Here is a 26,797-nt window from a genome sequence, read left to right on the forward strand (position 1 = left end):
ATATTCCTGACGGCTGCGTTAAAATCGTCACATTAACCATCAGACTAGGGACTTTGAAGATGAATATGAAAATTTGCCTGTTTGCCATTGCCGCTTTATTGCCGCAATTTGCCAACGCCGATGACAAACCCACTATCCGCATAGGCGCTATGGCCGCCGGCACCTTAAATTGGGAGCTGGCGGCGATGCGTAATCAAGGGCTACTGGACAACGCAGAGTTCAATGTGGAAAACATCGCGGTTGCCAATCAACAAGCCGGTAAGGTTGCGCTGCAAGCTGGCTCGGTCGATGTGATCGTCTCCGACTGGATCTGGACTTCCAGCATGCGTGGCACCGGCACGAATTTGAGTTTTTATCCGTTTTCTGACACCTCCGGGGTATTGCTGGTACCGGGCGATAGCCCAATCAAGTCCCTGGCCGATCTAAAAGGCAAAAAGCTGGGCATAGCCGGAGGCGAGCTGGATAAAAACTGGCTGCTGTTACAGGCGCTGGGTCAGCAACAACAACTGGACCTGAATGCCGGCGTGGAAAAAATCTATGGTGCTCCGCCATTACTAAGCCAGCAGCTACTCGAAAAACGCGTCGATGCCTTACTGACCTTCTGGCAATTTGCCGCGCATCTGGAAGGTCAAGGCTACCGGGCGCTATTGACCGGCGAAGACCTCATCCGCCAACTCGGCATCAACGAAACCGTGCCCAGCATTGGCTATGTATTCAAGCAGGACTGGGCCGATCAACATAAAGCGGCTTTGAAACAGTTCTTGAGTCTGAGTAAACAAGCCCACGACACCCTGTGCAGCGCCGATACCGAATGGCAGAAAATCGTGCCGCTCACCGACGCGACCAGCCCTAAGGAACAACAGAAACTCAGAGAGCGTTATTGCCAGGGCCGGGTAGAACAATGGGGGCCCACGCAACAAAACGCGGCCGCAAAAATCTATGCGCTGCTGCATCAACTCAGCAACAATAAGTTGACCGGCCAATCGGCCCAAATACAAGCGGGGACATTCTGGTCGGCCGATTGATGTTGAGGGGCACTTTTAAATTTAACCATACGCTCCTCACGCTACTGTCTCTGTTAGTGCTGCTGGGCATCTGGCAGCTGGCGGCCGGCTTGGTGAATAGCCACACGCTGCCCTATCCGGCCCACGTCGCTCGGGTATTTTGGCAAGCAACCCAATCGGGCGAACTGCCTTACCATTTAGGGCTAACGTTGCTGCGTCTGCTGGTCAGTTTCACAATCGCCATGGTGCTAGGGTGCGCGATAGGGGTGATGCTGGGAAAAAATAAGACGCTGGATGCCTTTTTCGATAATTGGCTAGTGATATTTCTGAATATCCCGGCACTGGTCACTATTATTCTTTGCTATGTCTGGTTCGGGCTGGCGGAGTCGGCGGCGATTCTAGCGGTAGTGATCAATAAACTGCCGAATGTGATTGTCACTATTCGCGAAGGCACGCGGGCCTTGGACAAGGACTTGTTGGAAATGGCCGAAAGCTATCGTTTTAACCGTAAAAAGACCTTCGTACATGTGATTTGGCCGCAGTTGCATCCGTTCGTGATGGCCGCCACGCGCTCCGGCTTGGCGCTGATCTGGAAAATTATTTTGGTGGTGGAACTACTCGGCCGCAGCAATGGCATGGGCTATCAGCTGCATCTGTTCTTTCAATTGTTTGATGTCGCCAGCCTACTGGCCTACACCTTTGCCTTCGTCGCGGTCATCCAACTGATCGAATGGCTATTGCTGCGGCCGCTGGACCGCAAAGCCTTACGGTGGCGGCGATGAACGATATTACCATCAGCATCCAGGATAAGACTTATCGCTCCAGGCATGTCGATGACCGCCAACACCAAGCGATTGCCGACTTACAGCTCGGCGTGGGCCGTAACGAATTCGTCTGCTTGCTCGGCCCGTCCGGCTGCGGCAAGACTACCTTATTGAACATGATTGCCGGGCTGGACAGTCATTACCAAGGGCAAATTCGTATCGGCAGCCAAGCCGCGACCGCCAAAATCGGTTATGTGTTTCAGAACCCCAGACTATTACCCTGGTATACGGTCCGCCAAAATATCGAAGTCGTATTTTCGCAAACGCCGCCTGCCGCTTTGATCGACGCCTTATTGGCAGACATGCAACTGAGCGATGTGCAGCAAGTTTATCCGGAACGCTTGTCGCTGGGCATGCAGCGGCGGGCCGCCATCATCCGCGCCTTCGCGATCAATCCGGACATCCTGCTGATGGATGAACCTTTCGTCTCGCTGGACGCACCTAGTGCCAGGCAGGTGCGCAATTTATTGTATTCGCTGTGGCAACAACGGCCGCATACCGTGCTGTTCGTCAGTCACGACTTGCGGGAGGCTATTGCCTTGGCCGACCGGCTGATTTTTCTATCGCCGCCGCCGATGCGGATTGTCAGTGACATTGCCGTGAACATCCCGCGCGAACTGCGTAACGACGAAGCGCAAATCGAAGCGTTTCGGGAGCATTTGCTCAGTCAGCATCCGGCCATTAATGGGCTTTTATAAGTGCGAATCGTCGTCAAAACCTGTGAAGTCGAGGAAATCATCAAGAAATCCCGCTTCATCGGCATCATTAGCCCTTGCCAAACCGAACGCGACGCCTTGCTGTTATTGAAGGATTTACAGCAACGCTATGCCGATGCCAGCCATATCGTTTACGCCTACCGCATCCAGTCAGCCGACGGCCTTGTTTGCCGCTTTCACGACGCCGACGAACCCAGCGGCACCGCCGGCAAACCGATCTTTCAGCACCTGGAAGGCAAGCAATTAATCAATCTGGTGGTAGCGGTGATTCGTTATTTCGGCGGGGTAAAACTGGGCGCCGGCGGCTTGACGCGTGCTTACAGCAATGCCGCCAAGCAAGTCATCGAAGCCGCCGACATCATCGATTACATTGAATTTGTCGAGCTAACATTGAGCCTGGATTATCACCGACTGCAAGCACTGGAATACCAACTGAAAAAGTGGGACGGTAATATTATCGGGCAGGATTTTTCCGATTCGGTACGGCTTACCGTCAAATTACCCAAGAGCAATCTGCCCGCACTTAGCGCATTCCTGGATTAAATGGGCTTATACCAGCCCCAGATGACAGCTTTATTTCATAATTGTTTCCATAAAAGAAACAAACAATCCACTATCACCTATATTGTAAATAAAAAAATAAAGTTTATAGTGAAGTCGTCTTCATTAGTATCGACTGTATTCAGTCTAGGAGCAAAAATGAACAAATCGAACAATCTTTATAGAGACGTACTTACCGGCCTGTTTTTCACCACCGGCGTGTTTGGCTTCATGTCTGGCGAGTTCATCATCTCTACCATGCTGTTCGGCGCCGCGACTATCTCCAGCAATCTGGATTTTACCGGCTCGTTCCGCGCTTAAGTTTTTGTTGTACCTCCCTCGTTGTTAAGCAGTAGCTCTGTTTATCTCAAGCCCGTCAGCCATCTCCGTGGCTGGCGGGCACTTTTTTAAAACCCTCTTGCTTCGCGTATCGTTTCGTAGGCTTTTCTGATTTGCTGAGTCTTTTGCTTGGCCATCTGCATCATTTCCTCAGGTAAACCTTTAGCCACCAATTTGTCTGGATGGTGCTGGCTCATCAAGCGCCGATAAGATTTTTTCACATCCGCATCATCCGCCGTCGCGGATATGCCCAACACAGCGTAAGCATCTTCCAATGTCGACAAGCCGGATTTAGGTATATGGAACTGTTCGCCCGAGTGTTGAAAACGATGTTGCGCCTGCACTTGCCCCTTGATGAGCTGATATTCGAAACGCGAAACGCCCAATTGCGCACAAATATCCAGTAACAGCCTTTCTTCTTTGGCATCGTAGACGCCGTCGGCAAACGCAGCCTGAATTTGAATTTCCACAAACATCCGTACCAGATGGGTACGACGATGGCATTCCACACGAAACTGCCGCAGCACCTCGGCCAACGGAAAATCCGTCTGCTTACCTTGTTGAAACAATTGGATAGCGGCTTCGCGCAGTTCCGGACTGAGCTCCATATTGTCCATCACCCGTTTCGCCAAGCCGATTTCCTCATTGGAAACCCGGCCATCAGCCTTGGCGACATGGCCCATCACCGCGAACGTAGCGGTGAAAAATGCCATCTGTACGCGCTGTTGAGCGCCAGGATTAAATGACTCGCCGGCCATCCCTTCCAGGCCGGCATCGAACTGATGCCCTACCGACGCACCGAAAATCGCCCCCAACGGCCCGCCCAACATAAAGCCAAACGCTCCGCCTACCAACTTGCCCAGCCAACTCATGCGTTTCTTATCCTCAACAGGTTTAATGATAAAATTGCAGCCACTTTTCACTGACTCCACACACGTATTATGAATGCCCCCGCCGCACTTTACGAATCTTCCCTGCCGCATTTGAAATTGCTCGGCCGCGGCAAAGTCCGCGATATGTACGAAATCGATGATAAACATTTGCTGATCGTCACCTCCGACCGGATGTCGGCATTCGACGTCATCATGCCCGATCCGATCCCCGGTAAAGGCCGAGTGTTGACCAGGGTGAGTAATTTTTGGTTCGAAAAAATGCGGGATATTATTCCCAATCATTTAAGCGACGACTTAGCGCTGGCCGATGTGATTCCCGATCCGGCGTTAAGGGCGCAAGTGGAAGGGCGGGCCATCATCGTCAAACGCCTGAAACCGCTGCCGGTGGAGGCCATCGTGCGCGGCTATCTGATCGGTTCCGGCTGGAAGGATTATCAAAACAGCGGCTCGGTGTGCGGCATCGAACTGCCTACCGGCTTGCAACAAGCTCAGCAGCTGCCGCAACCGATTTTCACCCCGTCCAGCAAAGCGGAAATGGGCACCCATGACGAAAACATCAGCTTCGCCGATACGGTGGCGTTGATGGGTGAAGAACTGGCCGCCAAAGTACGCGACACCAGCCTGCAACTCTACACCACAGCGGCGGAGTACGCCCATGAGCGCGGCATCATCATTGCCGATACCAAATTCGAATTTGGCCTGGATGAAGCCGGCAACCTATATTTGATCGACGAAGCGTTGACCCCGGATTCCTCACGGTTCTGGCCGGTTGAACAATATCAGGTCGGCATTAGCCCACCCAGCTTCGACAAACAATATCTGCGCGATTATCTGGAAACCCTGGATTGGAACAAAACCGCGCCAGGACCCAAGCTGCCGGAAGACGTCAGTAGAAAATGCGCGGAGAAATACCGAGAAGCGGAACTGAAACTGATTGGAAATTGAACTGATTATTCGGACTGCCATCCCGCGCCGCTAGCGGGATGGTCTTCGATCACTAAAACCTAAATCGGCTTGAATTGATAAGCCTGCGCAGTTTGCCAGGATAGAAAAACATTCTCACCATCGCTCAACAGAAAAGCATCGTCCGCGCTTTCCGCCGTTTTTCCGACCACTGCAGGTTGAGACCAACTCAAGCCGCCATCTGCCGATTCAATCAATTGCAAAAGGTTGTTACTGCCGTCAAATTCCGACCAGACCACCACTACGTGCTCGCCGTGCGCCAACACGTTGGGATGCTTGGCGCCTTGATTGCCAAAGCGGTAGGCCGACGAATAACTTAGGCCACCATCTTTGGAATGACCGTAAAATAAGCCTTGTTTGTCAGCAGCACCACTAAACCAAACCGCATGGTAAACACCATTATTGGCAATCGATAAGGCCGGACCGTGGTGCGGGCAGGCATCGATTTTCCAATTTTCTTCGCTGACGCGTTGCACCGCTCCCGGCGTGTGCCAATCAGTGAATTTAACCAATGCATGGTCGCGAATATTGCCGTCATAGACATGCCGCCATAGCACGACAGGCAAATTGTCGGCATCTATTTCCACACCCAAGCGGCAGCATTCACAACTATGCGGCGCGACGACCTTGTTGGGATAAAAGCTTTTACCACCATCGTCCGACCAAGCATAATACACGGCGGTGCCTGCAAACTCTTGCTTAGCGACCTTGGCTTTTTCCTTGTCGCGCGCATCCAGCCAGGCGACGAAAATCTCACCGTTATTCCCAACCGCCAGCGCATCAAAGCGGTGGCCGATCACATCCGGATTGTCGTTGACCGTCACCGGCTTGGAAAAACTTTTTCCACCGTCCGTCGAACGACTGAAGCGAATGTGGCCGGTATGGCGTTTTTCCAGATTCTGGGTCCAGGTCAGGTATATATTCCCTAGCGCATCGAGCTTGATTTTCGGCCGGTATTCGCCGTGCGCAGCAATCGATTCCGACTCGGTATTCACTGCGACCGGCTTGGAAAAGCTCACACCTTTATCGGCCGACGATTGTACATAAACATGATCACGGACCACCCAAGCCAACCACAGAGTGCCTTTATCGTCAAATGTCGCCGTCACGGTATCGGAACACTCGATTGTCGGACTTGTTTGGGAATCAGCGCAATACGTTTTTTTGTCCGCATGCTGCTCGTGTTTAGCCGACTGAACATCCTGCCGGATGCTTGTCGACTCTCCGGCGCAAGCACTTAAAATCAATGAGCTAATAATTGCCAGCGAGGTATGAAATTTCATCATGGTCTTTTAGTAAGCATCCGGAAAGTGACGAACAGTATTACCCGCTTGAACGGATAAAATTAAACTGTGTTATTTAACACACAGCAAGGATTGATCGCATTCCCCGCAATCCTTGCTGAATCATACTGAATACTTGATTAATAATTAAATTTCAATTCAGCAATATAAGTGCGCTGCGGAAACACGTGGAACAGCCAATATTTTTCATTGGTGATATTGTCGATACCCGCTGAAAGCGTCAGCTGCTTGGTCAGTTGGTATTTGGCGCGGGTATCTACGACAAAAAACGCGCTACCGGTACCGGTGTAAGTATCCGGATTGACGTCGCTATTATCGATCTGTCCATATTGCTGACTGCTATAGCGGCCACTGACTGAAGACGTAAAATCTTTAGTCACATGGTATGTGGCTGTGGCACTAGCGCGCCACTCGGGCACTCTAGGCTGATACTTACCAACCGAAGCCGGCAAGGCCGCATTTTTATCGATACGCGAGTTCGCCCACGTCACATTACCCGCCAAATCCAGACCATCGAAAACGACATTACTGTGCTCACCGGAAAACTCCCAACCATAGGTGCTGATCTGGTCGATATTCTGTGCAAAGGACAAGGTTGAATTGGTGGTCGGACTGAAAGTGGTCTGACTATAGATGGCATCGTAGACTTTCTCGTGAAACAAGCTCAAGCGCAACGAACCTTCGCTCAAGAAATATTGTGCGGAAAGCTCGGAGGACAATGCTTCTTCAGGCTTTAAAGTTGGATTGGGATTGACGATATTAGATGTCCCGCTTACGGTGATATTGGTACCCTGAAACAGTTCGGTCACCGTCGGAAACCGGTAAGCCTGCGCAATAGAACTGGTAAATTTCCAGCTATCGGTCGGCTTCCAGGCCAGCGATGCTTTTGGCGAAAACCGTAAATCACTGCGGTTAGATTGATTGATCGTTCTGCCATTGGTGCCGGTATTGGTGCCATCGAAGGCATTCCAGTTTTCTAATCGTCCACCCAATGTCAGCGTCCAATCGGGATCAAAGGTCCATGCCTCTTGAAGCCAGAAAGCATTGGTCTCGGTCTTTCCCTGCGAATTGGTGTTTAAACGACCTTGGCCACCGTAAATCCAATTGGAGGTTGCATATTGCTGGTTGTTTAACTCGTAAAGATCATGATGAAAACCAAAGCTGACATGGTGAGGCCCCCATGCGGAATCCGGACGCCATATACCTTTGGCATCGACAGTATGCCAGCCGGTGTCGTTTAAACTGGTAATGGTTCCCGCACCACCCGCAGCCGCAAGATTTGGCGCAACGGTGGGAGCCCGTTGTTCATCCTGGCCATAATTGATTACGCTGCCAGTCAGTTCCCAATCGAAAATACCGCCGGTATTCGACTTCAGCGCCATACCGTGCGACCAATGCATCTGCTGGTAGTCGTTCTCGGCAAACGTGGAACCCAGATTATAGTTCCGACCGTTCATATTGATTAAACCGCTATTGACTGGCGTACCCGTACTGGCATTGCGCAAGTAGCTATTGAAGCCGCCGCTTTCGTCGTTTTGCCACAAACCCAATGTGTAGGAAGCTTTTAGCGTAGGCGTAATGTCGTAAGCCAGTTTCCACTTAAAGTTATCCTGCACCGTATGCCTGATATTACCCTCACCAATTGCAAATATTCTTTGGGAGCCAGTTTTATCGACATCGCCGACAGCGCCAGTAACGGCCACACCACCTGCGCCAGAACTAGTAGGAAGATAGGTATAACTGATTGGTTGACTATGCGCATCCAAATGACTGACGTCAAAACGCCAGGAAAAATCGCCATGCCGGCTACCCAAGTTTGCTGTGTATTGCTGAGAGTCATAGACGTCGGTATGGCCGTATACATCGTATTCTTGCCAAGCGGACTGTACGCCGCCGCCGGCCTCGAATTTCTCGGGCATCCGCGTGGTAATATCGATGACGCCACCGATTGAGTTACCGCTGTAGGCTGCGGAAAACGGTCCATACATCACGTCAACCCGCTCGATTTCTGAGGGCGATACCATATTCCAGCGCGGCGATCCGGTCATGCTGTTATTGTTTCCCAGCAATGACGACAACAGGATGCCATCCGCATAAATCAAGCTGCGCGCGCTGGAACCGGTCCCGGACGTACGCATCGACACCGGCATTTCCTTATCGCCGATATAACGTTTGCGCACCAGAATATTAGGCAAATACTTGATCGCATCCTCGGTGTTCATCACGTTGATGGTATCTTCCATCTTCTCGCGGGTAACGCTTTCGGTAACCGCAGGCAATTTATATTTTTCTGTAGCTGTTTGGGTAGCGGCTTTTCCGCTTTCGGCAGTAACAGTCATTTCCGGCAATACTGCTGTCAAACTGTTACTTGCTTTTCCATCAGCGACAACATTTTGGGCTGTTTCAGCAGCGCTCAATCCAGGAAGAGCTGTGAGCAGTATGGCCCCAAGCACAGACGGCTTGGGGCTTAGTTTGATTTTTGAGTGTTTCATGGGCTTGAAAATTATAAAGGTACTTAAATTAAGGCGCTTTATGGCAATAAATATCCCCAAACCAAGCAATTTTCCGTTCACTGAGCGACATATTTGGCATTGCCAATGGGGGTACAAACTGCCTCAAAAATCACCTAAGGCCGGTTGCGTCGTTTTGCTGACTCAACTTTGTCGAATAAACGGCAACAGTTTATTAGTGTTTTCACACACACATATTCAGCAACTCGTATCCACCAGCAATTTTCACACCTTTTAAAATCAAGCATAACTATCAAAGCCTTATTGACAGATAATCGCAAAAACACACTAAAGTAACTAAATAATAAGTTATTTGACACACTACAAATCAGTTAAATAACATAGTTTATATAAAATCCGCTGATTAGCTGCTGCCGAACTCAAAACAATTCCTCCGATTGCCGCGCCTGACGCACGATGACACTTTGCATCACTTTGGATTTGCTTGGCAGCCGCACTAACCCTACCCCCAAAAACAAAAAACCCTTGCCAGCCTTTCAGCCGACAAGGGTTTTCAAAGACACGCCTAGCAATACTTATTCGTCCGCGTCTAATTCATCGGCGGAAAGTTTTTTGCCTGGAAAATAGTTAGGCGCAACACTGATCAGGATCGTCAAGAGTGTGGCAACATAAGGCACAGACTGCACCGCCAATACCGCCATCCACAGCCTGCCGCTCAAGTTATCGAAATGCTCAATGGATTGCATCGCCAAGATACCTGCGACTAGTAAGGTCAGCAATAACAACTCCTGCCAAATAATCAACAACCCAGCTACCAACGGCCCTTGCTGTTCGTATTTTGGCGTACGCATGAATGGTTTGCCGGAGGTGAACAAGCCCTGCAACGTACCGCGCGCCACTGTATGTGTTAGCGACAAACCCGCCAACGCCGCACCTAAGGCATGCAACATCGAGCAAGCCACCCGCGCCTTATACAGCCACAAACCGCGCAAAATTTTAAATGCGAACAGACCTATGGTCGGTAACAAGAACGCGTTTACCGGTAACTCACTATGGATCGGGTCCGACACGATCAATGCGGTCAACACCAAACTGGTTCCGGTAAACAGCAGCGCCAACGCATCGGAAAACCAAGGCAACCAACCAGCCACAAAATAATAACGCTGCGCGGATGTGAGCGAGGATTTTTTGTTAGGTAGAAAATGCCGCCAGTGCTTTTTGATAATCTGCATCGCGCCATAAACCCAGCGGAAACGTTGCGTCATATAACCAGAAAAGGTATCCGGCATCAGGCCGCGACCGAAGGACTCTTTGCAATACACCGAATCGTAACCGGCTTCGTACAAACGCAAACCCAACTCGCTATCTTCGCAGATACACCACTCACCCCAAGGACCGACTTTGTCGAACGCCGATTTGCGCACCATGGTCATAGTGCCATGCTGGATAATCGCGTTGAATTCGTTACGTTGCACCATGCCGATATTGAAGAAGCCGGCATATTCCCAATAACAAATATCCTTGAATGCACCTTGGTTAACGTCACGATAATCCTGCGGCGACTGCACGAAACCGACATTTTCCTCATCGAAATACGGCACCATGGCTTTCAACCAATCAGGGTTCAGGATGTAATCACTATCAATCACCGCGATGATTTCAGCGTCTTCGGCGGTATTGGTTAAGGCATAATTGATCGCACCCGCTTTGTAACCGGGCCAATTATCCAAATGGAAGAAACGGAATCTTGCACCTAAGCGATCGCAATCTTCCCGCACCGGTTGCCAAACTGTCGGGTCCTTGGTGTTGTTATCCATCACCAACACTTCGAAATTCGGATAATCAACCTTAGCCAACGCATTCAAGGTCTTGCGCACCATTTCCGGCGGCTCGTTATGAATCGGTAAGTGGATGGACACTTTCGGATAACGAAAATCCGCCGAAGGCGTTAACGGCGTAAACGTCCGCCGGCCTTTTCTATGCCAAATGACTTCGGATATTTCCAGACTCTCGGTCAACAAAACCAAGATTGCCATGGCCTGCATCATCAGCAAAATAGCCCAGAACACCACCGAAAAACTGGTCTGATATTGTGCCGCGGCAATTGACGCGGACCAAAACAATACCGATGCCGCCAAGTTGGCGATGATGCCGAAGAAAAACTTACCCGGCAGCTTCAGACTCTTACGGGTGAACAAGAACGCCGCCATCAAGATAATACTGAGCACCGCTGCCCCACTGGCCCAGTTACGCCAAGTCGGATTAGCCAACACATCGCCTTCCATCGGGAATTTCGGCTGGCGGTCAGCGTTGAACAAGCCCCAGTAAGCACCGGCGGTACCTTCCAACTTAATCTTCCAAGGCTGATCGAAGGCTTCGACCACGTAATAAATCACGTTTTCCGCAGTCGCCCGATTCAGGAACTCGCGTAAAAACTTAGCTTGATTCGCCAACGAAGCGCTAGCGGCTTTTTGCGGCGGACCGTCGGACGGCCAACCCACCTCGGTAATCACGATGGTTTTATTGGGGTACAGCTGTTGCAACTCGTAATAACGTTTGAAGACATATTCAACCGCGTTATCGCCTTCCGCGCCTTGCGGCAAGTCAACTGGCACACCTTCCCAGTAAGGCAATATGTGCACGGCGATGTAATCGACTTCCGCCGCTAGCGCCGGATTGGCAACCCAAATATCCCAAGTTTCAGCAGTACTGACCGGTTTCCAGGTGCGTTTTTTCACTTCACGAATGTACTCGATCAGTTCGTTCGCTTTACCCGCAACCTCGGCTTTAACATCCGCCTCTATTTTCAGCTGCAAATCTTGTTCGCTCATCGAACCGGAAAACTCTTGTCTATCTTTCTGCGCAATGGGGCCGCTGATTTTGTTCCGATAACGCAGCAAGGATTCGTTACCGACCAGCGTACGAACGATAGTTTTAGGATACTGATTAGTAAGATTAATCAGGCTTTCGACTTCGCGCTGATTTTTATCCAACCTCTTTTGCGTGATCTCTAACTTCTTTTGCGGATCGTCATCGGAGCTGTCGTCATCAACCAAATCCACCCAACAACCCATCGCCAGGTTAATCGCATTCTTGGCCGTTAACTCAGGCACAACCTCCATACCTTCCAACGCGGTGTAGGTCCTTATGGAATGTGCTTTACCAGACAACAACTCCAAATCGGATTGAATCTGTTCCCTGGTGGGAAATACGCCGTCCGCGGGATTGAAATCGCGACCCTTGGGATTAAAAGTTACCCCCATCATGGTATCGCTCCATGATGGCAGCTTTAACGGGTTATTAACGTAAGACCAGATACCCAGGTTGACGACAACCAGTAACACCAAGGTGAAAAATGTGGCAATTTTGGCTTTCATTTCGACTGAAAGACTCCGCGTAAGAGGGTTATTTAAATGATATTTTATTGCTATTACGGCATTACATAGCCAATCCCTAGGCTAACTAAAATGCGTTTACTTACAGTATCTGATTTCGACAGAGCGCTTGGCGCGTGTCTATGCGGGCCACGCATTCCTGTCAGGTAACAGATTTACCAACGAAACACCGCGGCATTTATGACACCCGCCTAAGGGCAAACCCCGGCGACGCTCAGACCAGCAAGGAGCCGGTATTGAACGCCGCCACACTTAGCTCAACCTTAAGCAGGTATGCGGGAAAACCTTTACTTCAATGAAAGCGTTTCGACGCGTCCTTTCATTTCAATAATAAGCTTGTCTTCTTTAGCCAGCCAACCGATAGCTCGCTGGACGTCGTTCTTACCCAAACCGGTTTCGGTTGTGACTTTATTAACGCTAGCTTCACCATGCGTATTCAAAAATTGCCAGACTGCTCCAGCTGCATCGCCAATTGTATCCACCATTTCAACTCCTCATCATTTAAACAACAAAAAAAATCGGGGGTTTTAGTTGTGTTATCCAGCCATCCGCCACATAAAACACGTTAGGCTAGCAAACACAACTAACGCTCTTCAGGCAGCACAATATTGAGTTCCAGGGTTTCCTGGTTTCCATCCTGTTCAAAATTAACGGTAATGGCATCCTGCCCGACATTGACATATTTACGAATCACCGCCAACAATTCTTGTTGCAACTCCGGCAAATAGGACGGTTGGTTTCTGGATGCGCGCTCATGGGCAACCAGAATTTGCAATCTCTCCTTGGCCAGCGATGCCGTATTGGTTTTCGAGGATCTGAAATAATCTAAGAGACTCATCACTTGCTCCCGAATAGCTTACTTAATAAGCCCTTCTTCTCTTCCTCAATAAAACGATGTGGTTTGGTCTCGCCCAAGTAACGTGCCACGATGTCCGCATAGGCCTGACCTGCGTCGCTTTGCTCGTCGAGAATGACCGGTGTACCGGAGTTTGACGCATTCAATACAGATTTGGACTCTGGAATAACGCCCAACAGGTGTAGCGACAAGATTTCCTGAACATCGTCAACGCTGAGCATCTCGCCCAACTTCACCCGATCCGGCGAATAACGCGACAACAACAAATATTCCTTGATCGGCTCTTCGCCCTTCTCGGCGCGGCGTGATTTGCTGGACAAGATACCCAACATCCGATCCGAGTCTCTGACCGAAGAGACTTCCGGATTCGTCACCACAAACGCATCGTCAGCAAAATACATGGCAAGTGTAGCACCGCGCTCTATTCCTGCCGGCGAGTCACAAACGATGTATTTAAAGTCTTTGGACAACTCTTCCAGAATTTTGCCGACACCTTCCGTTGTTAAGGCATCTTTATCACGGGTTTGCGATGCCGGCAATATAAATAGCTGGTCGCAACGCTTGTCTCTGATCAAGGCCTGATTTAAGGTGGCCTCGTTATTGATGACATTAACCAAATCATAAACCACGCGACGCTCGCAGCCCATGATTAAGTCGAGGTTACGCAGCCCCACATCGAAATCGATCACAGCGGTTTTATGTCCACGCTTCGCTAAGCCCATCGCGATAGCGGCGCTGGTTGTGGTTTTGCCCACACCACCTTTTCCCGATGTTACTACGATAATTCTGGCCAAAATTGTTCCTCCAAGAAAAGCTTAAATATCTTTGATAATCAGAGCCTGGTTATCCAGACTAATCTGTACAGGCTTGTGCGCGGGATACTTGCCCAAATCATCACTGAGCTGGTAAATGCCGGCTATCGAAATCAGTTCGGCCTGTAAATCCGAGCAAAAAATACGGCTATTGATATTACCCAGCACACCGGCCAGCGCTCGTCCGCGCAAGGATCCGTAAATATGTATATTGCCTTCGGCCATGATTTCCGCGCCGGCACTAACGGTTGCAGTGACGATCAAATCGCCTTTGGCATAAACTCGTTGGCCGGAGCGTATCGGCTGAGTCACTAACTTATTTTCTATCGATTGATTGGCTGGTTTTTGCTCTTCCGCAGCAGGTGTCGGCAAGGTTTTTGCCTGCGCCTTATTGACCAACGGCGCATTGCTGCCATGTAGAGAATGCTGGGGCAAATTCATTGCCAAGGCGTCACCGTTCTGTTGCTCGTTGCCACCGCGCACCCCTATCGGCATGAAGCCGTGTTGACGGACGAGAGTGACTATTTCGGCAAAATCAATTGGCTGGTTTTGAGCGTTAAGTTTTTGCAGATCGATCAGCAATGGCGAGTTTTTAAAAAACTCGGGGGCCTGAACCACCTTTTCATTGAGCTGCTGGTCGATCAGTGAGATGTCGTTACTGGCTAACAGCAACACCGGCACGGTCAGAGACGTGCTTTTAAATTCCAAAGCTGTTTTTTGCGAAGTAGGTGCGCCGGTTGACATCGAGTTTGGAAAATCCGCTGCTGAATGTCCGAAATACTATCATTTTCCGTGACAAAAAGCACAGTTCCTTACAGTAAAAATAAGGTTGCCAAGCCTAAAAACGCCATGAATCCAACGACATCGGTAACAGTGGTCAGCAACACGCCGCCTGCCAGAGCCGGGTCCACACCGATCTTATCCAGCAACACCGGAATCGCCACACCCGATAAGGCCGCACAGACCAAATTGATCAACATGGCCACACCGAGTAGGAAACCGATATGCGGATTATGGAACCATAACCCTGCCACCACTGCGACCACAACAGACCAGACTAATCCGTTTAACAAGCCCACCGAAACTTCTTTGAACAATAAACTCACGGCATTACTGGTGGTGACCTGCCGTAACGCCAAGCCCCGAACAACCAGCGTCAAGGTCTGGCTACCGGCGATACCGCCCATACTGGCAACAATCGGCATCAAGACCGCCAACGCGACGATCTGCTGAATGGTGGCCTCAAACAAATCGATGACCGAAGCAGCCAAGAACGCAGTAAGCAAATTCACGCCCAACCATAATGCGCGACGCTTGGCACTGGTGAAGACCGGCGCAAACATATCCTGCTCCTCGCTCAAGCCGGCCATACTCATTAGCGAGTGATTAGCTTCCTCACGGATCAGTCCCACGACATCATCGATAGTGATGCGCCCCAACACCTTACCGTCATCCGCCAAAACGGGCGCTGATAACAATTTTCGCCGCTCGAATAAACCCGCCACGTCGCGACTGGGCATACCATATGGGATGCCGGCACTACGGACATCCATAATCGACTCAACCTTGGTGTGCGGATCGTGGGTCAACAATTGATTAATCGGCAGCAAACCCTGAAACTGCTCTTTGCGGTCCACCACAATCAAGCTATCTGTAGCAGCCGGCATATTGCCGCGCAACCGTAAATAACGCGTCACCACGTCCAGCGTCACGTCGGCGCGAATGGTTAATACATCGGCGGACATCAAGCCGCCAGCGGTATGCTCGTCGTAGCTCAGCGCCTTTTCGATGCGGTTGCGATTATGTACGCCGATAGATTCCATCACTTGCGAGAGCAAGGGCTCGGGCAATACATGCAGCAGATCGACCATGCCGTCCGCCCCCATGGATTCCGTAGCAGCTATCAAATCCTTTCTATCGGTAATTTTCAGCAAACTACTGCCTACTTCGACATTCACCTCAACCAAAATTTCACCGATTACGCTGGGTGGCACTACCGCCCAAAGCTTGGCTCGCTGTTCCGGTTCCAAAGACTCGAGAATATGCGCCGCTTCCGCAGGGTACAAGGATCGCACCAAATTTCTAATCTCGATCAGAGAGTCTTTTGCTAGCGCTTCCGTGGCGCGATCTAAAAGATGCTCGGTATTTTCAAGCTTTGCTGGTGATGTCATGGGTAAAAACCAAGAAATTGGGCTGGACAATTGCGTTAACGCAATTCCCGATGCCTGACGATAACGTTAGGAGTAATAGTTTGAAATTGCCGACTCAATGCTTCAACCAGATAGACCGATCGATGCTGACCGCCGGTACAACCGACCGCGATGGTTAAATAACTGCGATTATCCGACTCGAAGCGCGGCGCCCAGCGCCCAATAAAATAGCCAATATCCTGCAGAAACTCCTTCACGATAGCTTCGTTCTGCAAAAAATCGATTACCTCGGCGTGCTTGCCGGTCAATCCTCTCAGCTCCGGCGCCCAATACGGATTAGGCAGGCTGCGGGCATCGAAGACGAAGTCGGCATCCAGCGGGATACCGTATTTAAAACCGAATGACTGGAACAAAATCGACAAAGACCCTTTGCCCTTTTCGCCCAGACGGTTTTTCAGCAAATCCCGTAATTGGTGATAATGGGTATAACTGGTATCGATGACGATGTCGGCACGGAGTGCCACTGAGCGCAGCATTTCCCGTTCGATTTCCAACGCCTCGCGCAAAGGCCTGCTTTCGGTAGTCAGAGGATGACGGCGGCGTGTTTCGCTGTACCGCTTCAGAATAATATTCTCGTCCGCCTCCATGTAAACCAGCTCGCAATCGATACCCTTATTGCGAATAGAGGCCAGACTATCCGGAAAGTCCGCCAGCTTCTGATTACGGTTTCTGGCATCGATACCGATGGCGGTTTTGCTGTAGGTTTCCGGGTCTTTCAACATCACATGATCGACAAAATCGTCCAGCAATGCCACGGGCAAATTATCTATACAGTAATAGCCGCAATCTTCCAGAGTATCTAAAGCGATACTCTTGCCAGACCCCGATAAGCCACTAACGATAACTAGTTTCATAGGCAACGCGATACAGAGCGAAAACCGCGCCCGCCCTGTATCACAAGCTCGCGATTAGCGATGGTTTTGATTTTTTTCTTTATGTTTGACGATTTGTCTGTCGAGTTTGTCGACCATGCTGTCGATTGCAGCATACATATCTTCTTGTACATCCTCGGCATACAGTTTGGCACCGCTGATTTGCACGGCCGCTTCGGCTTTTTGCTCCAGCTTCTCAACGGTCAAGATGACATGAACATCAACGACGTTATCGAAATGACGTTTGATTTTATTAATTTTTTCATCAACATAGGATTTTAATGCCTCTGTTACTTCTACGTGATGACCTGTGATACTGACTTGCATGGAATACTCCTGTTTTTAAAAATTATTCTTCCAAATTGATTAAATGTGCCTTTTCCGCTGGCTGGTTGAAGGAATGGACATCGCTTCCCGATATTTGGCAATGGTGCGGCGCGCGACATTTATGCCCTTCTCATTCAATAAGTCCGATATTTTACTATCGCTTAATGGCTTGGCCGGGTTTTCACTGCCGACCAACTCTTTTATCAGCGCCCGAATCGCGGTCGCCGAACACTCACCCCCGCCATCGGTACTCACATGGCTGGAGAAAAAATATTTAAACTCGATCACACCGTGCGGGGTGTGCATGTATTTTTGCGTGGTTACCCTGGAGATGGTGGATTCGTGCAGCTCCAGTTCTTCGGCAATATCGCGCAACACCATCGGCTTCATCGCAATCGCGCCGTGCTCGAAAAAATCGCCTTGTTTTTCAACGATGCTTCTAGCCACCCGCAGCAAAGTGTCGTTACGACTATGCAGGCTTTTAATAAACCAGCGCGCTTCTTGCAGATGATTCTTCATGCTGACATTGTCCTGACTATTGTCGGCACGCTTGATCATCCCCGAATAGAAAGGATTCACGCGCAATTTGGGAGCAATCTCGGGATTCAGGTTAACCAGCCAATGCCCGCTAACTTTGGCGACAAACACATCAGGCACCACATACTCGACATCCGAATCCTGCAAGCGCGCGCCAGGTTTGGGGTCCAGGGTTCTGATTAGTGCCAATACCCCTTTAAGCACATCCTCGGTCATCCCAATCCGTTTCATCAACCGAGCTTGATCGCAACTGGTCAATAAATCCAAATGCCTATGCACAAACTCCAAAGCATCCGACCGATACGGCGTCGTCACCGGCAACTGCTGTAGCTGTAAACCCAGACAATCGGCCAAATCCAGAGCGGCCACGCCGACAGGATCAAAGTTTTGCACCATATGCAGCACGGCCAGCACTTCATCCATTTCCAAGCCTTCCAGTTGATCCTGTAGCCCTTGAAAAATATCGGCCAGCTCGCTGGTCACATACCCGTCGACGTTAACGGCGTCGATGATAGAGGTCGCAATGGCATAATCGCGGTCCGAGATCGGAATCAACTCCAACTGCCAGACCAAATGATCACGTAAAGACTCGGACTTGCCGCGAAAGGCTTCGAATTCCGGACTATCACCTTCATCGCCACCGCTGGGCAAGGAACTTTCGTAAACGTCGTCCCAACTGACATCGACCGGCAATTCGTCCGGCATATCGGTTTGCGAGCCTTCGCTGGTCTGCTGATCAGTGTTTTCCAGCTTTTTGTCCCTGAACTCGAGATTAGGTAACTCCTCTTCATCGATTTCCAACATCATGTTGGATTCTAGGGCTTGCTGGATTTCCTGTTGTAAGTCCAAAGTCGACATCTGCAACAGTTTGATCGCCTGCTGCAGTTGCGGCGTCATGGTCAGACTCTGACCAATACGGAGTTGTAGAGATTGCTTCATGACTATTCGAATTTCATAAACTAAATTTCTCGCCTAGATACACTCTACGCACCTCTTCGTTATCCACCAACTGGCGCGATTGGCCTTCGGCGATAACCTTCCCATTATTCAAAATATAAGCTCGATCACAAATCTCCAATGTCTCCCTCACTTTGTGCTCGGTAATCAAAATACCAATACCCCTGTGCTTCAAGTGGGCAATAATTTTTTGCAACTCCAACACCGAAATCGGATCGACCCCGGCAAACGGCTCGTCCAGCAGGATAAACTGCGGCTCACTGGCCAAAGCACGTGCGATTTCCACCCGACGCCGTTCGCCACCTGACAGACCTAGCGCCACCTGATTACGCAAATGGTTGATATTAAATTCTGCCAGTAACTCATCAATCAACAACTCGATTTGACCGTTGGTCAAATCGGTCCGAATCTGTAATACCGCGCGTAAATTGTCAGCCACGCTCAATTTACGAAATACCGAAGCCTCTTGCGCCAGATAACCGATCCCCAAGCGCGCACGCCGGTGCATAGGATGATGGGTGATGCGCTGGTCGTCGAGAAAAATATCACCGCTATCGGCTTTAACCAATCCCACCATCATGTAAAAGCTGGTGGTTTTCCCCGCACCGTTCGGACCCAGTAAACCGACCACTTCTCCGGTGTCGACCCTTAGGCTGACGCCATCGACAACATTTCGATCGTTGTAGCGCTTGAACAGCTGTTCCGCAACCAATCGCGCCATTATTGGGCCTGCTTGGGCTTGGGTTTAATGACCGAATGCACGCGCTTGCCGTCGGTTTGCGCTTCACCAGCCTTCAGCAAGGAGTTCTTAGTATCGTACTCGATATACTCGCTGGATTGTTTGGCATCGCCCTGCCAAACCGACGCATTTTTCATAAACTTCAGCAAATTCTGGTCCGGGTAAAATTCATTGATCAAACCCTCCCCATGCATTTCTTCCTTACCCACGGCCGGCAACTGCTTGAAATGCGACGGTTTACCGGTGGCAATCAGCTTGATGATCGCCCCATCTTTCAAATAAACCACCAACTTGTCGCCATCGATTTTGATCGTACCCTGCGTAGCTACCACATTGCCGGTGTAGGTACTGATCTGTGCCTTTTCATCGTAAACCGCATTGTCGGAGTCGATGTAGATAGGCTGCTCGGAATCGGACTCCAATCCAAACGCCATCCGCGCTGAGAATAACAGGCCTAGACCGACCATTTTACTTAATTTCATAGCGACCTTTCACTTTGGACAACAATTTCAGGTGAATCGGACTCACAAAAGTTGCTTCCATTCCTATTCCCGCCGTTTTGTTGGGCGGACTGATGATCTCCGTCCACGCCCGTGTCTCCGCATAATGGCTGGCGAGTTTCACCCGCAAATCCGAGGTATTGATGGTCAGCGCCGAATTGGTTTTCGAGGCCTCCCGATTGATAAAAGCACTGCCGTTGAGTTGTAAATTATCGCCGTCTGCCGCCATAACCCCGCTGTCAGCCTTGATCAGCCAGGGCATTTCGTTCGGGTTATACAATGTCATCACCGGCTTTTCCAGATGCGTGCTGCCATCGACTTTAAAATGCTGCATTTTTTCCGCCGCCAATTCGCTTTTTGGCACACCATCGATATTCATTTCTTTTTTGAAATAACCCATGCTAAAAAAATCAGGGCTATTTTCGGCAATTTTTATTTCGGCGTCACGTTGTTCATTCAATTGCACCAGCCACCATGACAACAATGCGGCCAATCCGACATAAATAAAAATCTGTAGATTTTTCAGCACTGTCATAAATAGGTTTGCAACACACTGTCAAAGCTCCCTTGAGCCTGCATGATCAAATCGCATACTTCCCGAACCGCGCCCAAACCGCCAGCCGCCTGCGTTTGCCAATGAGCATAGTCTTTAAGCACGAAATTGGCATCTTGCACCGCGACCGCAAAGCCAACTTGACGCATAACCGGTAAATCCAGGATGTCATCGCCGATGTAAGCCACTTGTTCAGGCGTTAACGCCAGTCGTTGCAAGATTTCCGCGAATGCAGCGCGCTTATTCTCGTGACCTTGATAGACCAGTTCCACCCCTAAGCCCTGCATCCGCAGGGTGACAGAATTGGATTTGCGGCCGGAGATCACCGCCACTTCCACCCCGGTTTGCCGCAGCAATTTAACGCCGTGACCGTCGCGGGCGTGAAAACATTTGTATTCTTTGCCATTGTCGTCGAAGAACAATCGACCATCGGTCAACACGCCGTCCACATCCAGAATCAGCAGTTTGATTTGTTTTACGACACTGAGTTGTTGGGGATTTAAATCGAACATCGCTCGCTACTCTCAGACTATGCCGGCCCGCAGCAAGTCGTGCATATTCAAGGCACCCAATAACTTTAGTTGGTTGTCGACGACCAACAAGGCATTGATTTTTTTGCTTTCCATGATTTGCATCGCTTCCGCCGCCAACATATCGACATCAATTACCTTACAAGGCCCGGTCATGACTTCAGCAATACGGGTCGCATGCACATCCAGATTTTTTTCCAGCATCCGCCGCAAGTCTCCATCCGTAAATATCCCGACAACCCGCCGCTCGCCATCGATCACCGCAGTCATACCCAGTTTCTTGCCGGTCATTTCCAGCAACGCATCGCTCACCAAAACGGTGTCGGCCACTACCGGCACTTCGCCGCCGCTGTGCATGATGTCGGCAACCTGTAACAACAAGCGCTTGCCCAAGCTACCGCCTGGATGGGACAGCGCAAAATCGTCGCGGGTAAAACCCTTGGTTTCCAGCAGAGATACCGCCAACGCGTCGCCCATCACCAACGCTGCCGTCGTGCTGGCGGTCGGCGCCAAGCCCAAGGGACAAGCCTCTTGCTCGACGGCAACATTGATGTGTACACTGGAAAATCTGGCCAAGGCCGATTCGGGATTACCGGTCAACGCAATTAACGGCACCCCGAGTCGCTTAATAATAGGCAAAATCGTCAGGATTTCTTCGGTCTCGCCGGAATTGGACAAAGCCAACACCACATCCTGCCGAGTAATCATGCCGAGGTCGCCGTGACTGGCTTCGCCCGGATGCACAAAGAAAGCCGGCGTACCAGTACTGGCTAAAGTTGCGGCAATTTTACCGGCAATATGCCCGGATTTGCCCATACCCGTGACCACCACCCGACCTTTACAGGCCAGCAGCAAACGGCAGGCACTGACGAATTGTTCATCGATACGCGCAGCCAAGCCGGCAACCGCCTGCATTTCGGTCTGAATCACCGCCAACGCCAACGCTTGTATGTCTTGATCACAACCCACGCAAATTAACTCCACGCACCAAAATAAAAAGGAACCATTATTGCATGTTATTATCCGACTTTTCACCCCAAGTCATTGACTTATTCTCGACGAGTCATAGAAAATAGCTCGTTCCCAATCCAAAAACTCCTGTGATTCCGGTAGATGGCCAATAGCGCAAGTCCTGAAGACAATATCGTTTCGATTAGCAACTTGAGCTTTTCCAGAGGCCCCAGAAAAATTTTCGACGCGGTCAGCCTGGAGATTCAGCGCGGCAAAGTCACGGCCATCATGGGCCCCAGCGGCACCGGGAAGACTACGCTGTTGAAGTTGATCGGTGGTCAGTTGACCCCAGATCGCGGCCAAATTCATGTCGACGGCCAAAATGTCCACCGCCTGAAAACCCGCGAACTATACGAGTTACGCAAACGCATGGGCATGCTTTTCCAAAGCGGTGCGCTGCTGACCGACATGAGCGTGTACGATAACGTAGCGTTTCCCATGCGCGAACATACTCATTTACCGGAGTCGATGATCCGCACCTTGGTGCTGATGAAACTGCATGCGGTGGGCCTGCGCGGTGCGCGCAACTTAATGCCCAACGAACTATCCGGCGGCATGGCGAGACGGGTGGCGTTGGCTCGCGCCATCGCTCTCGATCCGTTGATGATCATGTACGACGAACCGTTTACCGGCCAGGATCCAATTTCCAAGGGTGCCCTAGTACACTTAATCAAGTCGCTGAATACGACTTTAGGCCTGACCAGCATTGTCGTCTCGCATGACGTACAAGAAACCGCCGCCATCGCGGATTACATCTATGTTCTGTCGGAAGGCAAAATCATCGGCCAGGGCACACCGCAAGAATTACAACAATCCGATTCGGCCTGGGTGCAACAGTTTATGCACGGCGATGCCGACGGTCCGGTACACTTTCACTACCCGGCGCGCGATTATCTGGACGACCTGCTGGCCAGCAAATAACCACCAATTTACTCATTGATGCTTCAATTTCTGCAAAATCTGGGAAAAACTACCCGCAGCAGCTTTGCCAAGCTCGGCCGTGCCTCGTTTTTTTTGGGCCATACCCTAACCGGCATCAGCGAGGTGTTGCCGCGCCCCAACCTGCTGATCAAACAGGTGTATTCGGTCGGCGTGCTGTCGTTTTTGATCATCACCATTTCAGGCCTGTTCGTTGGCATGGTTTTAGGCTTGCAAGGCTTTAACATTCTGTCCGACTTTGGCGCCGAAGAATCCCTGGGCGTGATGGTGGCCGCTTCACTGGTACGCGAACTCGGGCCGGTCGTATCGGCTCTATTGTTTGCCGGCCGGGCCGGTTCGGCGTTGACCGCCGAAATCGGCCTGATGAAGGCTACCGAACAATTGTCCGGCATGGAAATGATGGCGGTGGATCCGATCAAACGCATCATTTCGCCGCGCTTTTTGGCCGGCTTTCTATCCATGCCTTTATTGGCCGCCTTGTTTAGCGCGATAGGCATCATGGGCGGCCATCTGGTCGGGGTCGGCATGCTCGGCGTCGACGACGGCGCGTTCTGGGCCCAGATGCAGGCCAGTATCGATTTTCAAGAAGACATACTCAATGGCGTGATCAAAAGCGTGGTCTTCGGTTTCGTCGTGTCGTGGATTGCCTTATTCGAAGGCTACGATGCGATCCCGACTTCAGAGGGCGTCAGCCGCGCCACCACCCGCACCGTAGTCAACTCCGCTTTCTCGGTGCTGGCTCTCGATTTCGTTTTAACCGCACTCATGTTTGGAGACATTTAACATGCAGCATTCCAAGACCCAGGACACCCTGGTCGGTTTTTTTGTCGCCAGCGGTATTACCGCCTTGTTTTACATGGCTCTGCAAGTCAGTAATCTGGGCAGTTATACCAGCGAAGACAGCTACACAGTGTTCGCTCACTTTCAAAATTCCGGCGGACTGAAGGTCAAATCGCCGGTTTCAGTAGCCGGCGTGCGTATTGGCCGGGTATCGGCTATCCGACTGGACAAGGAAAGCCACGAATCCATCGTGGAAATGCGCATCGAATCGCAATACAACAACCTACCCAGCGATTCCGGCGTTAGTATTTATACCGCCGGCTTGTTGGGCGAACAGTACGTCAGCCTCGATCCCGGTTCGTCGGATGAGTTTTTGAAAGATAAAAGCACCATCGACATCACCAGCTCCGCCATCGTGCTGGAAGAAATGATAGGCAAATTCATGCTGAATAAGGCGGAAGGCAAATAATGTCCAAGCTGACATTAACCGAACAAGCGCCCGGCCACTTTACGGTGGAAGGCTGCCTGACCTTCGCCAGCATCGACAAGCAGACTTTACAATCCTTCAAGTTTTTGAAAGGTATGGACAGCATCTGTATCGATCTAGCCAAAGTAAAGACCACCGATAGCGCCGGTCTGGCCTTGATGATCGAATGGATAAGGCTCAGCCGGATGGGCCGGGTTAAGCTGTCCTTTAAAAACATACCGTCGCAATTACTCGCTCTGGCGAAGCTCAGCGGCTTCGACGAAACCGAATATTTTGCAAACCACACGCATTAAGCTGCGTTCAAATATACAGACCAATAAGAATCCATGGATAAATTACTGATTACCGGCGGCCAACCGCTACACGGCGAACTGAGAATTTCCGGCGCCAAAAATGCCGCCCTACCTATTCTGGCCGCCACCTTGTTGTCCGATGTGCCGGTCAGCGTCGGTAATATTCCGCATTTGCACGACATCACCACTACCATGGAGTTGTTGGGGCAAATGGGCGTGCGCCTGACTGTCGACGAAAAAATGAACATCGAAGTCGATACCAGCACTATCGACAAGTACGAAGCACCTTACGAATTGGTGAAAACCATGCGCGCTTCGATTCTGGTATTGGGACCGTTACTGGCCCGCTTCGGCGAAGCGTATGTCTCGTTGCCCGGCGGCTGCGCCATCGGCACACGTCCGGTGGATATTCACATCGACTCGCTGCTCAAAATGGGTGCCGACATTACTGTCGAAGCCGGCTATATCCATGCCAAGACGACTCGCTTAAAAGGCTGCCATTTGGTATTGGATAAAATCACCGTGACCGGCACCGAAAACATCCTGATGGCGGCCACCCTGGCCGAAGGCATCACCATTATCGAAAACGCCGCGAAAGAACCCGAAGTCACCGATCTGGCGCATTTTCTGAATAAAATGGGCGCCAAAATCACCGGCGTCGGCACCGATATTCTGACCGTGGAAGGCGTAGAAAGACTGGGTGTGGAAGGCTTGCATTACGACATCCTGCCCGACCGCATCGAAACCGGCACTTATCTGGTGGCCGGCGCGATCAGTCGCGGCCATGTCAAACTGAAAAACACCGATCCAAGCACGCTGGACGCAGTGCTGGTTAAATTGAAAGAAGCTGGCGCCGACATCACCTGCGGCGAAAACTGGATCGAACTGAATATGCACGGCCAACGCCCGAAAGCAGTTACCGTCCGCACCGCGCCGTATCCCGCCTTCCCCACCGACATGCAGGCGCAATTTACCGCGTTGAATTCCATCGCGGAAGGCGTGGGGCTAATCACCGAAACGGTTTTCGAAAACCGTTTCATGCACGTGCAAGAACTACAACGGATGGGCGCGCAAATCAAGCTGGAATCCAACACCGCGATCTGTACCGGCAGCGCCCAACTGAAAGCGGCGCCGGTGATGGCCACCGACTTGCGGGCTTCCGCCAGTCTGGTACTGGCCGGCCTGGTTGCAGAAGGCGAAACCTTGGTGGATCGGATTTACCATATCGACCGCGGTTACGATCACATCGAGGAAAAGCTGACACAACTGGGCGCTACCATTCGCCGCATTCCTAACTAACCCTATCGCAAAACCATGTTGACCATTGCCGTATCCAAGGGCCGTATTTACGAAGAAGCCCTGCCGTTTCTGGAACAGGCCGGCATCACGCCGACCGACGATCCGGATAAAAGCCGCAAACTAATTCTACAAACCACCCGTCCGGACGTGCAGCTGGTGATTATTCGCGCCACCGACGTACCGACCTTCGTCGAATACGGCGCGGCGGACATGGGTATCGCCGGCAAGGACGTGTTGCTGGAACATGGCGCGGAAAGTCTTTACGAACCGCTGGACTTAGGCATAGCCGGTTGCCGCTTGATGACTGCCGGCCCGGTCAATGCCCCGGAAGTGAAAGGCCGCTTGCGGGTTGCCACCAAATACGTCAAAACCGCGCAGCGTTATTACGCCAACCTGGGGATACAAGCCGAAATCATCAAACTTTACGGCTCCATGGAACTAGCGCCGCTGGTTGGTTTGGCCGATTGCATTGTCGATTTGGTCGACACCGGCAACACCTTAAAAGCCAACGGCCTGGAGCCGCGGGAACTAATCGCCAACATCACCTCTCGACTGGTGGTGAATAAAGCGGCGATGAAAATGAAACATCAAGCCATTCAAGCACTCATCGACCAGTTCGAAACCACCTTAGCCCAAAGGTAAGCCC

The 26,797-nt window shown here is 50.9% G+C and carries 30 protein-coding genes; 13 read left to right on the forward strand and 17 right to left on the reverse strand.

What is annotated here, in order from left to right:
- The first annotated feature begins 59 nt into the window (after positions 1-59).
- From EBA_RS20475 to EBA_RS20495, 5 genes are all read left to right on the forward strand, one after another.
- Positions 60-1,025 (forward strand): ABC transporter substrate-binding protein, encoded by a 966-nt coding sequence (locus EBA_RS20475; protein WP_324615367.1) that lies wholly within the window; start codon positions 60-62, stop codon positions 1,023-1,025.
- Positions 1,025-1,786 carry an ABC transporter permease gene (locus EBA_RS20480; RefSeq protein WP_192376432.1) on the forward strand — a complete coding sequence of 254 codons (762 nt, stop codon included), beginning with the start codon at positions 1,025-1,027 and terminating at the stop codon, positions 1,784-1,786. Before EBA_RS20475 ends, EBA_RS20480 begins: the two co-directional genes overlap by 1 nt.
- Positions 1,783-2,526, forward strand: a complete 744-nt coding sequence (locus tag EBA_RS20485) for an ABC transporter ATP-binding protein (RefSeq protein ID WP_192377354.1) — start codon at positions 1,783-1,785, stop codon at positions 2,524-2,526. Before EBA_RS20480 ends, EBA_RS20485 begins: the two co-directional genes overlap by 4 nt.
- Entirely contained in the window at positions 2,527-3,087 is a 561-nt protein-coding gene (locus EBA_RS20490; protein ID WP_192376433.1) for an IMPACT family protein, read from the forward strand.
- Between the two features lie 156 nt (positions 3,088-3,243).
- Positions 3,244-3,405, forward strand: a complete 162-nt coding sequence (locus EBA_RS20495) for a hypothetical protein (RefSeq protein WP_165917754.1) — start codon at positions 3,244-3,246, stop codon at positions 3,403-3,405.
- 86 nt (positions 3,406-3,491) lie between these two features.
- On the opposite strand, the gene djlA is transcribed toward EBA_RS20495, so the two are convergent.
- A complete protein-coding gene (djlA, locus tag EBA_RS20500; RefSeq protein ID WP_192376434.1) occupies positions 3,492-4,295 on the reverse strand; it encodes a co-chaperone DjlA in 804 nt (267 codons plus the stop codon).
- 69 nt (positions 4,296-4,364) lie between these two features.
- On the opposite strand from djlA, the gene EBA_RS20505 reads away from it, so the two are divergent.
- Positions 4,365-5,261 (forward strand): phosphoribosylaminoimidazolesuccinocarboxamide synthase, encoded by an 897-nt coding sequence (locus EBA_RS20505; RefSeq protein WP_192376435.1) that lies wholly within the window; start codon positions 4,365-4,367, stop codon positions 5,259-5,261.
- 59 nt (positions 5,262-5,320) lie between these two features.
- Here EBA_RS20505 and EBA_RS20510 read toward each other — a convergent pair whose 3' ends face one another.
- Together EBA_RS20510 and EBA_RS20515 are read right to left on the reverse strand one after the other, a co-directional pair.
- Positions 5,321-6,562 carry a sialidase family protein gene (locus EBA_RS20510; RefSeq protein WP_225616381.1) on the reverse strand — a complete coding sequence of 414 codons (1,242 nt, stop codon included), beginning with the start codon at positions 6,560-6,562 and terminating at the stop codon, positions 5,321-5,323.
- Between the two features lie 140 nt (positions 6,563-6,702).
- The gene (locus EBA_RS20515; RefSeq protein ID WP_229427409.1) at positions 6,703-8,826 is read right to left on the reverse strand and encodes a TonB-dependent receptor; all 2,124 of its coding nucleotides are present in this window, start codon (positions 8,824-8,826) and stop codon (positions 6,703-6,705) included.
- On the opposite strand from EBA_RS20515, the gene EBA_RS20520 reads away from it, so the two are divergent.
- On the forward strand, positions 8,810-9,331 hold the full coding sequence (locus EBA_RS20520; protein ID WP_225616661.1) for a hypothetical protein: 522 nt from the start codon (positions 8,810-8,812) through the stop codon (positions 9,329-9,331). The two genes, EBA_RS20515 and EBA_RS20520, sit on opposite strands and share 17 nt — an antisense overlap.
- A gap of 298 nt (positions 9,332-9,629) precedes the next feature.
- On the opposite strand, the gene EBA_RS20525 is transcribed toward EBA_RS20520, so the two are convergent.
- The 14 genes from EBA_RS20525 to EBA_RS20590 form a co-directional block, all read right to left on the reverse strand.
- Entirely contained in the window at positions 9,630-12,431 is a 2,802-nt protein-coding gene (locus EBA_RS20525) for a glycosyltransferase (RefSeq protein WP_192376438.1), read from the reverse strand.
- Positions 12,432-12,736: 305 nt separating this feature from the next.
- The gene (locus tag EBA_RS20530; RefSeq protein ID WP_192376439.1) at positions 12,737-12,934 is read right to left on the reverse strand and encodes a winged helix-turn-helix domain-containing protein; all 198 of its coding nucleotides are present in this window, start codon (positions 12,932-12,934) and stop codon (positions 12,737-12,739) included.
- A 98-nt stretch (positions 12,935-13,032) separates the two neighbouring features.
- A complete protein-coding gene (gene minE / locus EBA_RS20535) occupies positions 13,033-13,287 on the reverse strand; it encodes a cell division topological specificity factor MinE (RefSeq protein ID WP_192376440.1) in 255 nt (84 codons plus the stop codon).
- Positions 13,287-14,099, reverse strand: a complete 813-nt coding sequence (minD, locus tag EBA_RS20540; protein ID WP_192376441.1) for a septum site-determining protein MinD — start codon at positions 14,097-14,099, stop codon at positions 13,287-13,289. The genes minE and minD overlap by 1 nt, the downstream gene beginning before the upstream one ends.
- A 21-nt stretch (positions 14,100-14,120) precedes the next feature.
- Positions 14,121-14,825 (reverse strand): septum site-determining protein MinC, encoded by a 705-nt coding sequence (minC, locus tag EBA_RS20545; protein WP_324615368.1) that lies wholly within the window; start codon positions 14,823-14,825, stop codon positions 14,121-14,123.
- A 104-nt stretch (positions 14,826-14,929) separates the two neighbouring features.
- Positions 14,930-16,288 carry a magnesium transporter gene (mgtE, locus tag EBA_RS20550; protein ID WP_192376443.1) on the reverse strand — a complete coding sequence of 453 codons (1,359 nt, stop codon included), beginning with the start codon at positions 16,286-16,288 and terminating at the stop codon, positions 14,930-14,932.
- Between the two features lie 35 nt (positions 16,289-16,323).
- Positions 16,324-17,181, reverse strand: coding sequence for an RNase adapter RapZ (gene rapZ, locus EBA_RS20555; protein WP_192376444.1), 858 nt, complete (start codon positions 17,179-17,181; stop codon positions 16,324-16,326).
- A gap of 54 nt (positions 17,182-17,235) precedes the next feature.
- On the reverse strand, positions 17,236-17,526 hold the full coding sequence (gene hpf / locus EBA_RS20560) for a ribosome hibernation-promoting factor, HPF/YfiA family (protein WP_192376445.1): 291 nt from the start codon (positions 17,524-17,526) through the stop codon (positions 17,236-17,238).
- A gap of 39 nt (positions 17,527-17,565) precedes the next feature.
- A complete protein-coding gene (locus EBA_RS20565) occupies positions 17,566-19,002 on the reverse strand; it encodes an RNA polymerase factor sigma-54 (protein WP_192376446.1) in 1,437 nt (478 codons plus the stop codon).
- A 13-nt stretch (positions 19,003-19,015) separates the two neighbouring features.
- Entirely contained in the window at positions 19,016-19,741 is a 726-nt protein-coding gene (gene lptB / locus EBA_RS20570; protein ID WP_192376447.1) for an LPS export ABC transporter ATP-binding protein, read from the reverse strand.
- Complete coding sequence (gene lptA / locus EBA_RS20575) at positions 19,741-20,241, reverse strand: lipopolysaccharide transport periplasmic protein LptA (RefSeq protein ID WP_192376448.1); 501 nt, start codon at positions 20,239-20,241, stop codon at positions 19,741-19,743. Before lptA ends, lptB begins: the two co-directional genes overlap by 1 nt.
- Positions 20,228-20,794, reverse strand: coding sequence for an LPS export ABC transporter periplasmic protein LptC (lptC, locus tag EBA_RS20580; RefSeq protein WP_192376449.1), 567 nt, complete (start codon positions 20,792-20,794; stop codon positions 20,228-20,230). Before lptC ends, lptA begins: the two co-directional genes overlap by 14 nt.
- A complete protein-coding gene (gene kdsC, locus EBA_RS20585) occupies positions 20,791-21,324 on the reverse strand; it encodes a 3-deoxy-manno-octulosonate-8-phosphatase KdsC (RefSeq protein ID WP_192376450.1) in 534 nt (177 codons plus the stop codon). The genes lptC and kdsC overlap by 4 nt, the downstream gene beginning before the upstream one ends.
- 12 nt (positions 21,325-21,336) lie before the next feature.
- Complete coding sequence (locus tag EBA_RS20590; protein WP_192376451.1) at positions 21,337-22,311, reverse strand: KpsF/GutQ family sugar-phosphate isomerase; 975 nt, start codon at positions 22,309-22,311, stop codon at positions 21,337-21,339.
- A gap of 144 nt (positions 22,312-22,455) precedes the next feature.
- On the opposite strand from EBA_RS20590, the gene EBA_RS20595 reads away from it, so the two are divergent.
- From EBA_RS20595 to hisG, 6 genes are read left to right on the forward strand one after another with little or no spacing between them, the layout of a single operon-like run.
- On the forward strand, positions 22,456-23,274 hold the full coding sequence (locus EBA_RS20595) for an ABC transporter ATP-binding protein (protein WP_192376452.1): 819 nt from the start codon (positions 22,456-22,458) through the stop codon (positions 23,272-23,274).
- A gap of 18 nt (positions 23,275-23,292) precedes the next feature.
- Entirely contained in the window at positions 23,293-24,075 is a 783-nt protein-coding gene (mlaE, locus tag EBA_RS20600) for a lipid asymmetry maintenance ABC transporter permease subunit MlaE (RefSeq protein WP_192376453.1), read from the forward strand.
- Position 24,076: 1 nt separating this feature from the next.
- Positions 24,077-24,541, forward strand: coding sequence for an outer membrane lipid asymmetry maintenance protein MlaD (gene mlaD / locus EBA_RS20605; protein ID WP_192376454.1), 465 nt, complete (start codon positions 24,077-24,079; stop codon positions 24,539-24,541).
- Complete coding sequence (locus EBA_RS20610) at positions 24,541-24,852, forward strand: STAS domain-containing protein (protein WP_192376455.1); 312 nt, start codon at positions 24,541-24,543, stop codon at positions 24,850-24,852. The genes mlaD and EBA_RS20610 overlap by 1 nt, the downstream gene beginning before the upstream one ends.
- A 33-nt stretch (positions 24,853-24,885) precedes the next feature.
- Positions 24,886-26,151 (forward strand): UDP-N-acetylglucosamine 1-carboxyvinyltransferase, encoded by a 1,266-nt coding sequence (murA, locus tag EBA_RS20615; protein WP_192376456.1) that lies wholly within the window; start codon positions 24,886-24,888, stop codon positions 26,149-26,151.
- A gap of 15 nt (positions 26,152-26,166) precedes the next feature.
- Positions 26,167-26,793 (forward strand): ATP phosphoribosyltransferase, encoded by a 627-nt coding sequence (hisG, locus tag EBA_RS20620; protein WP_192376457.1) that lies wholly within the window; start codon positions 26,167-26,169, stop codon positions 26,791-26,793.
- Positions 26,794-26,797: the final 4 nt, after the last annotated feature.

This window comes from Methylomonas albis (assembly GCF_014850955.1).
GTDB lineage: Bacteria > Pseudomonadota > Gammaproteobacteria > Methylococcales > Methylomonadaceae > Methylomonas > Methylomonas albis.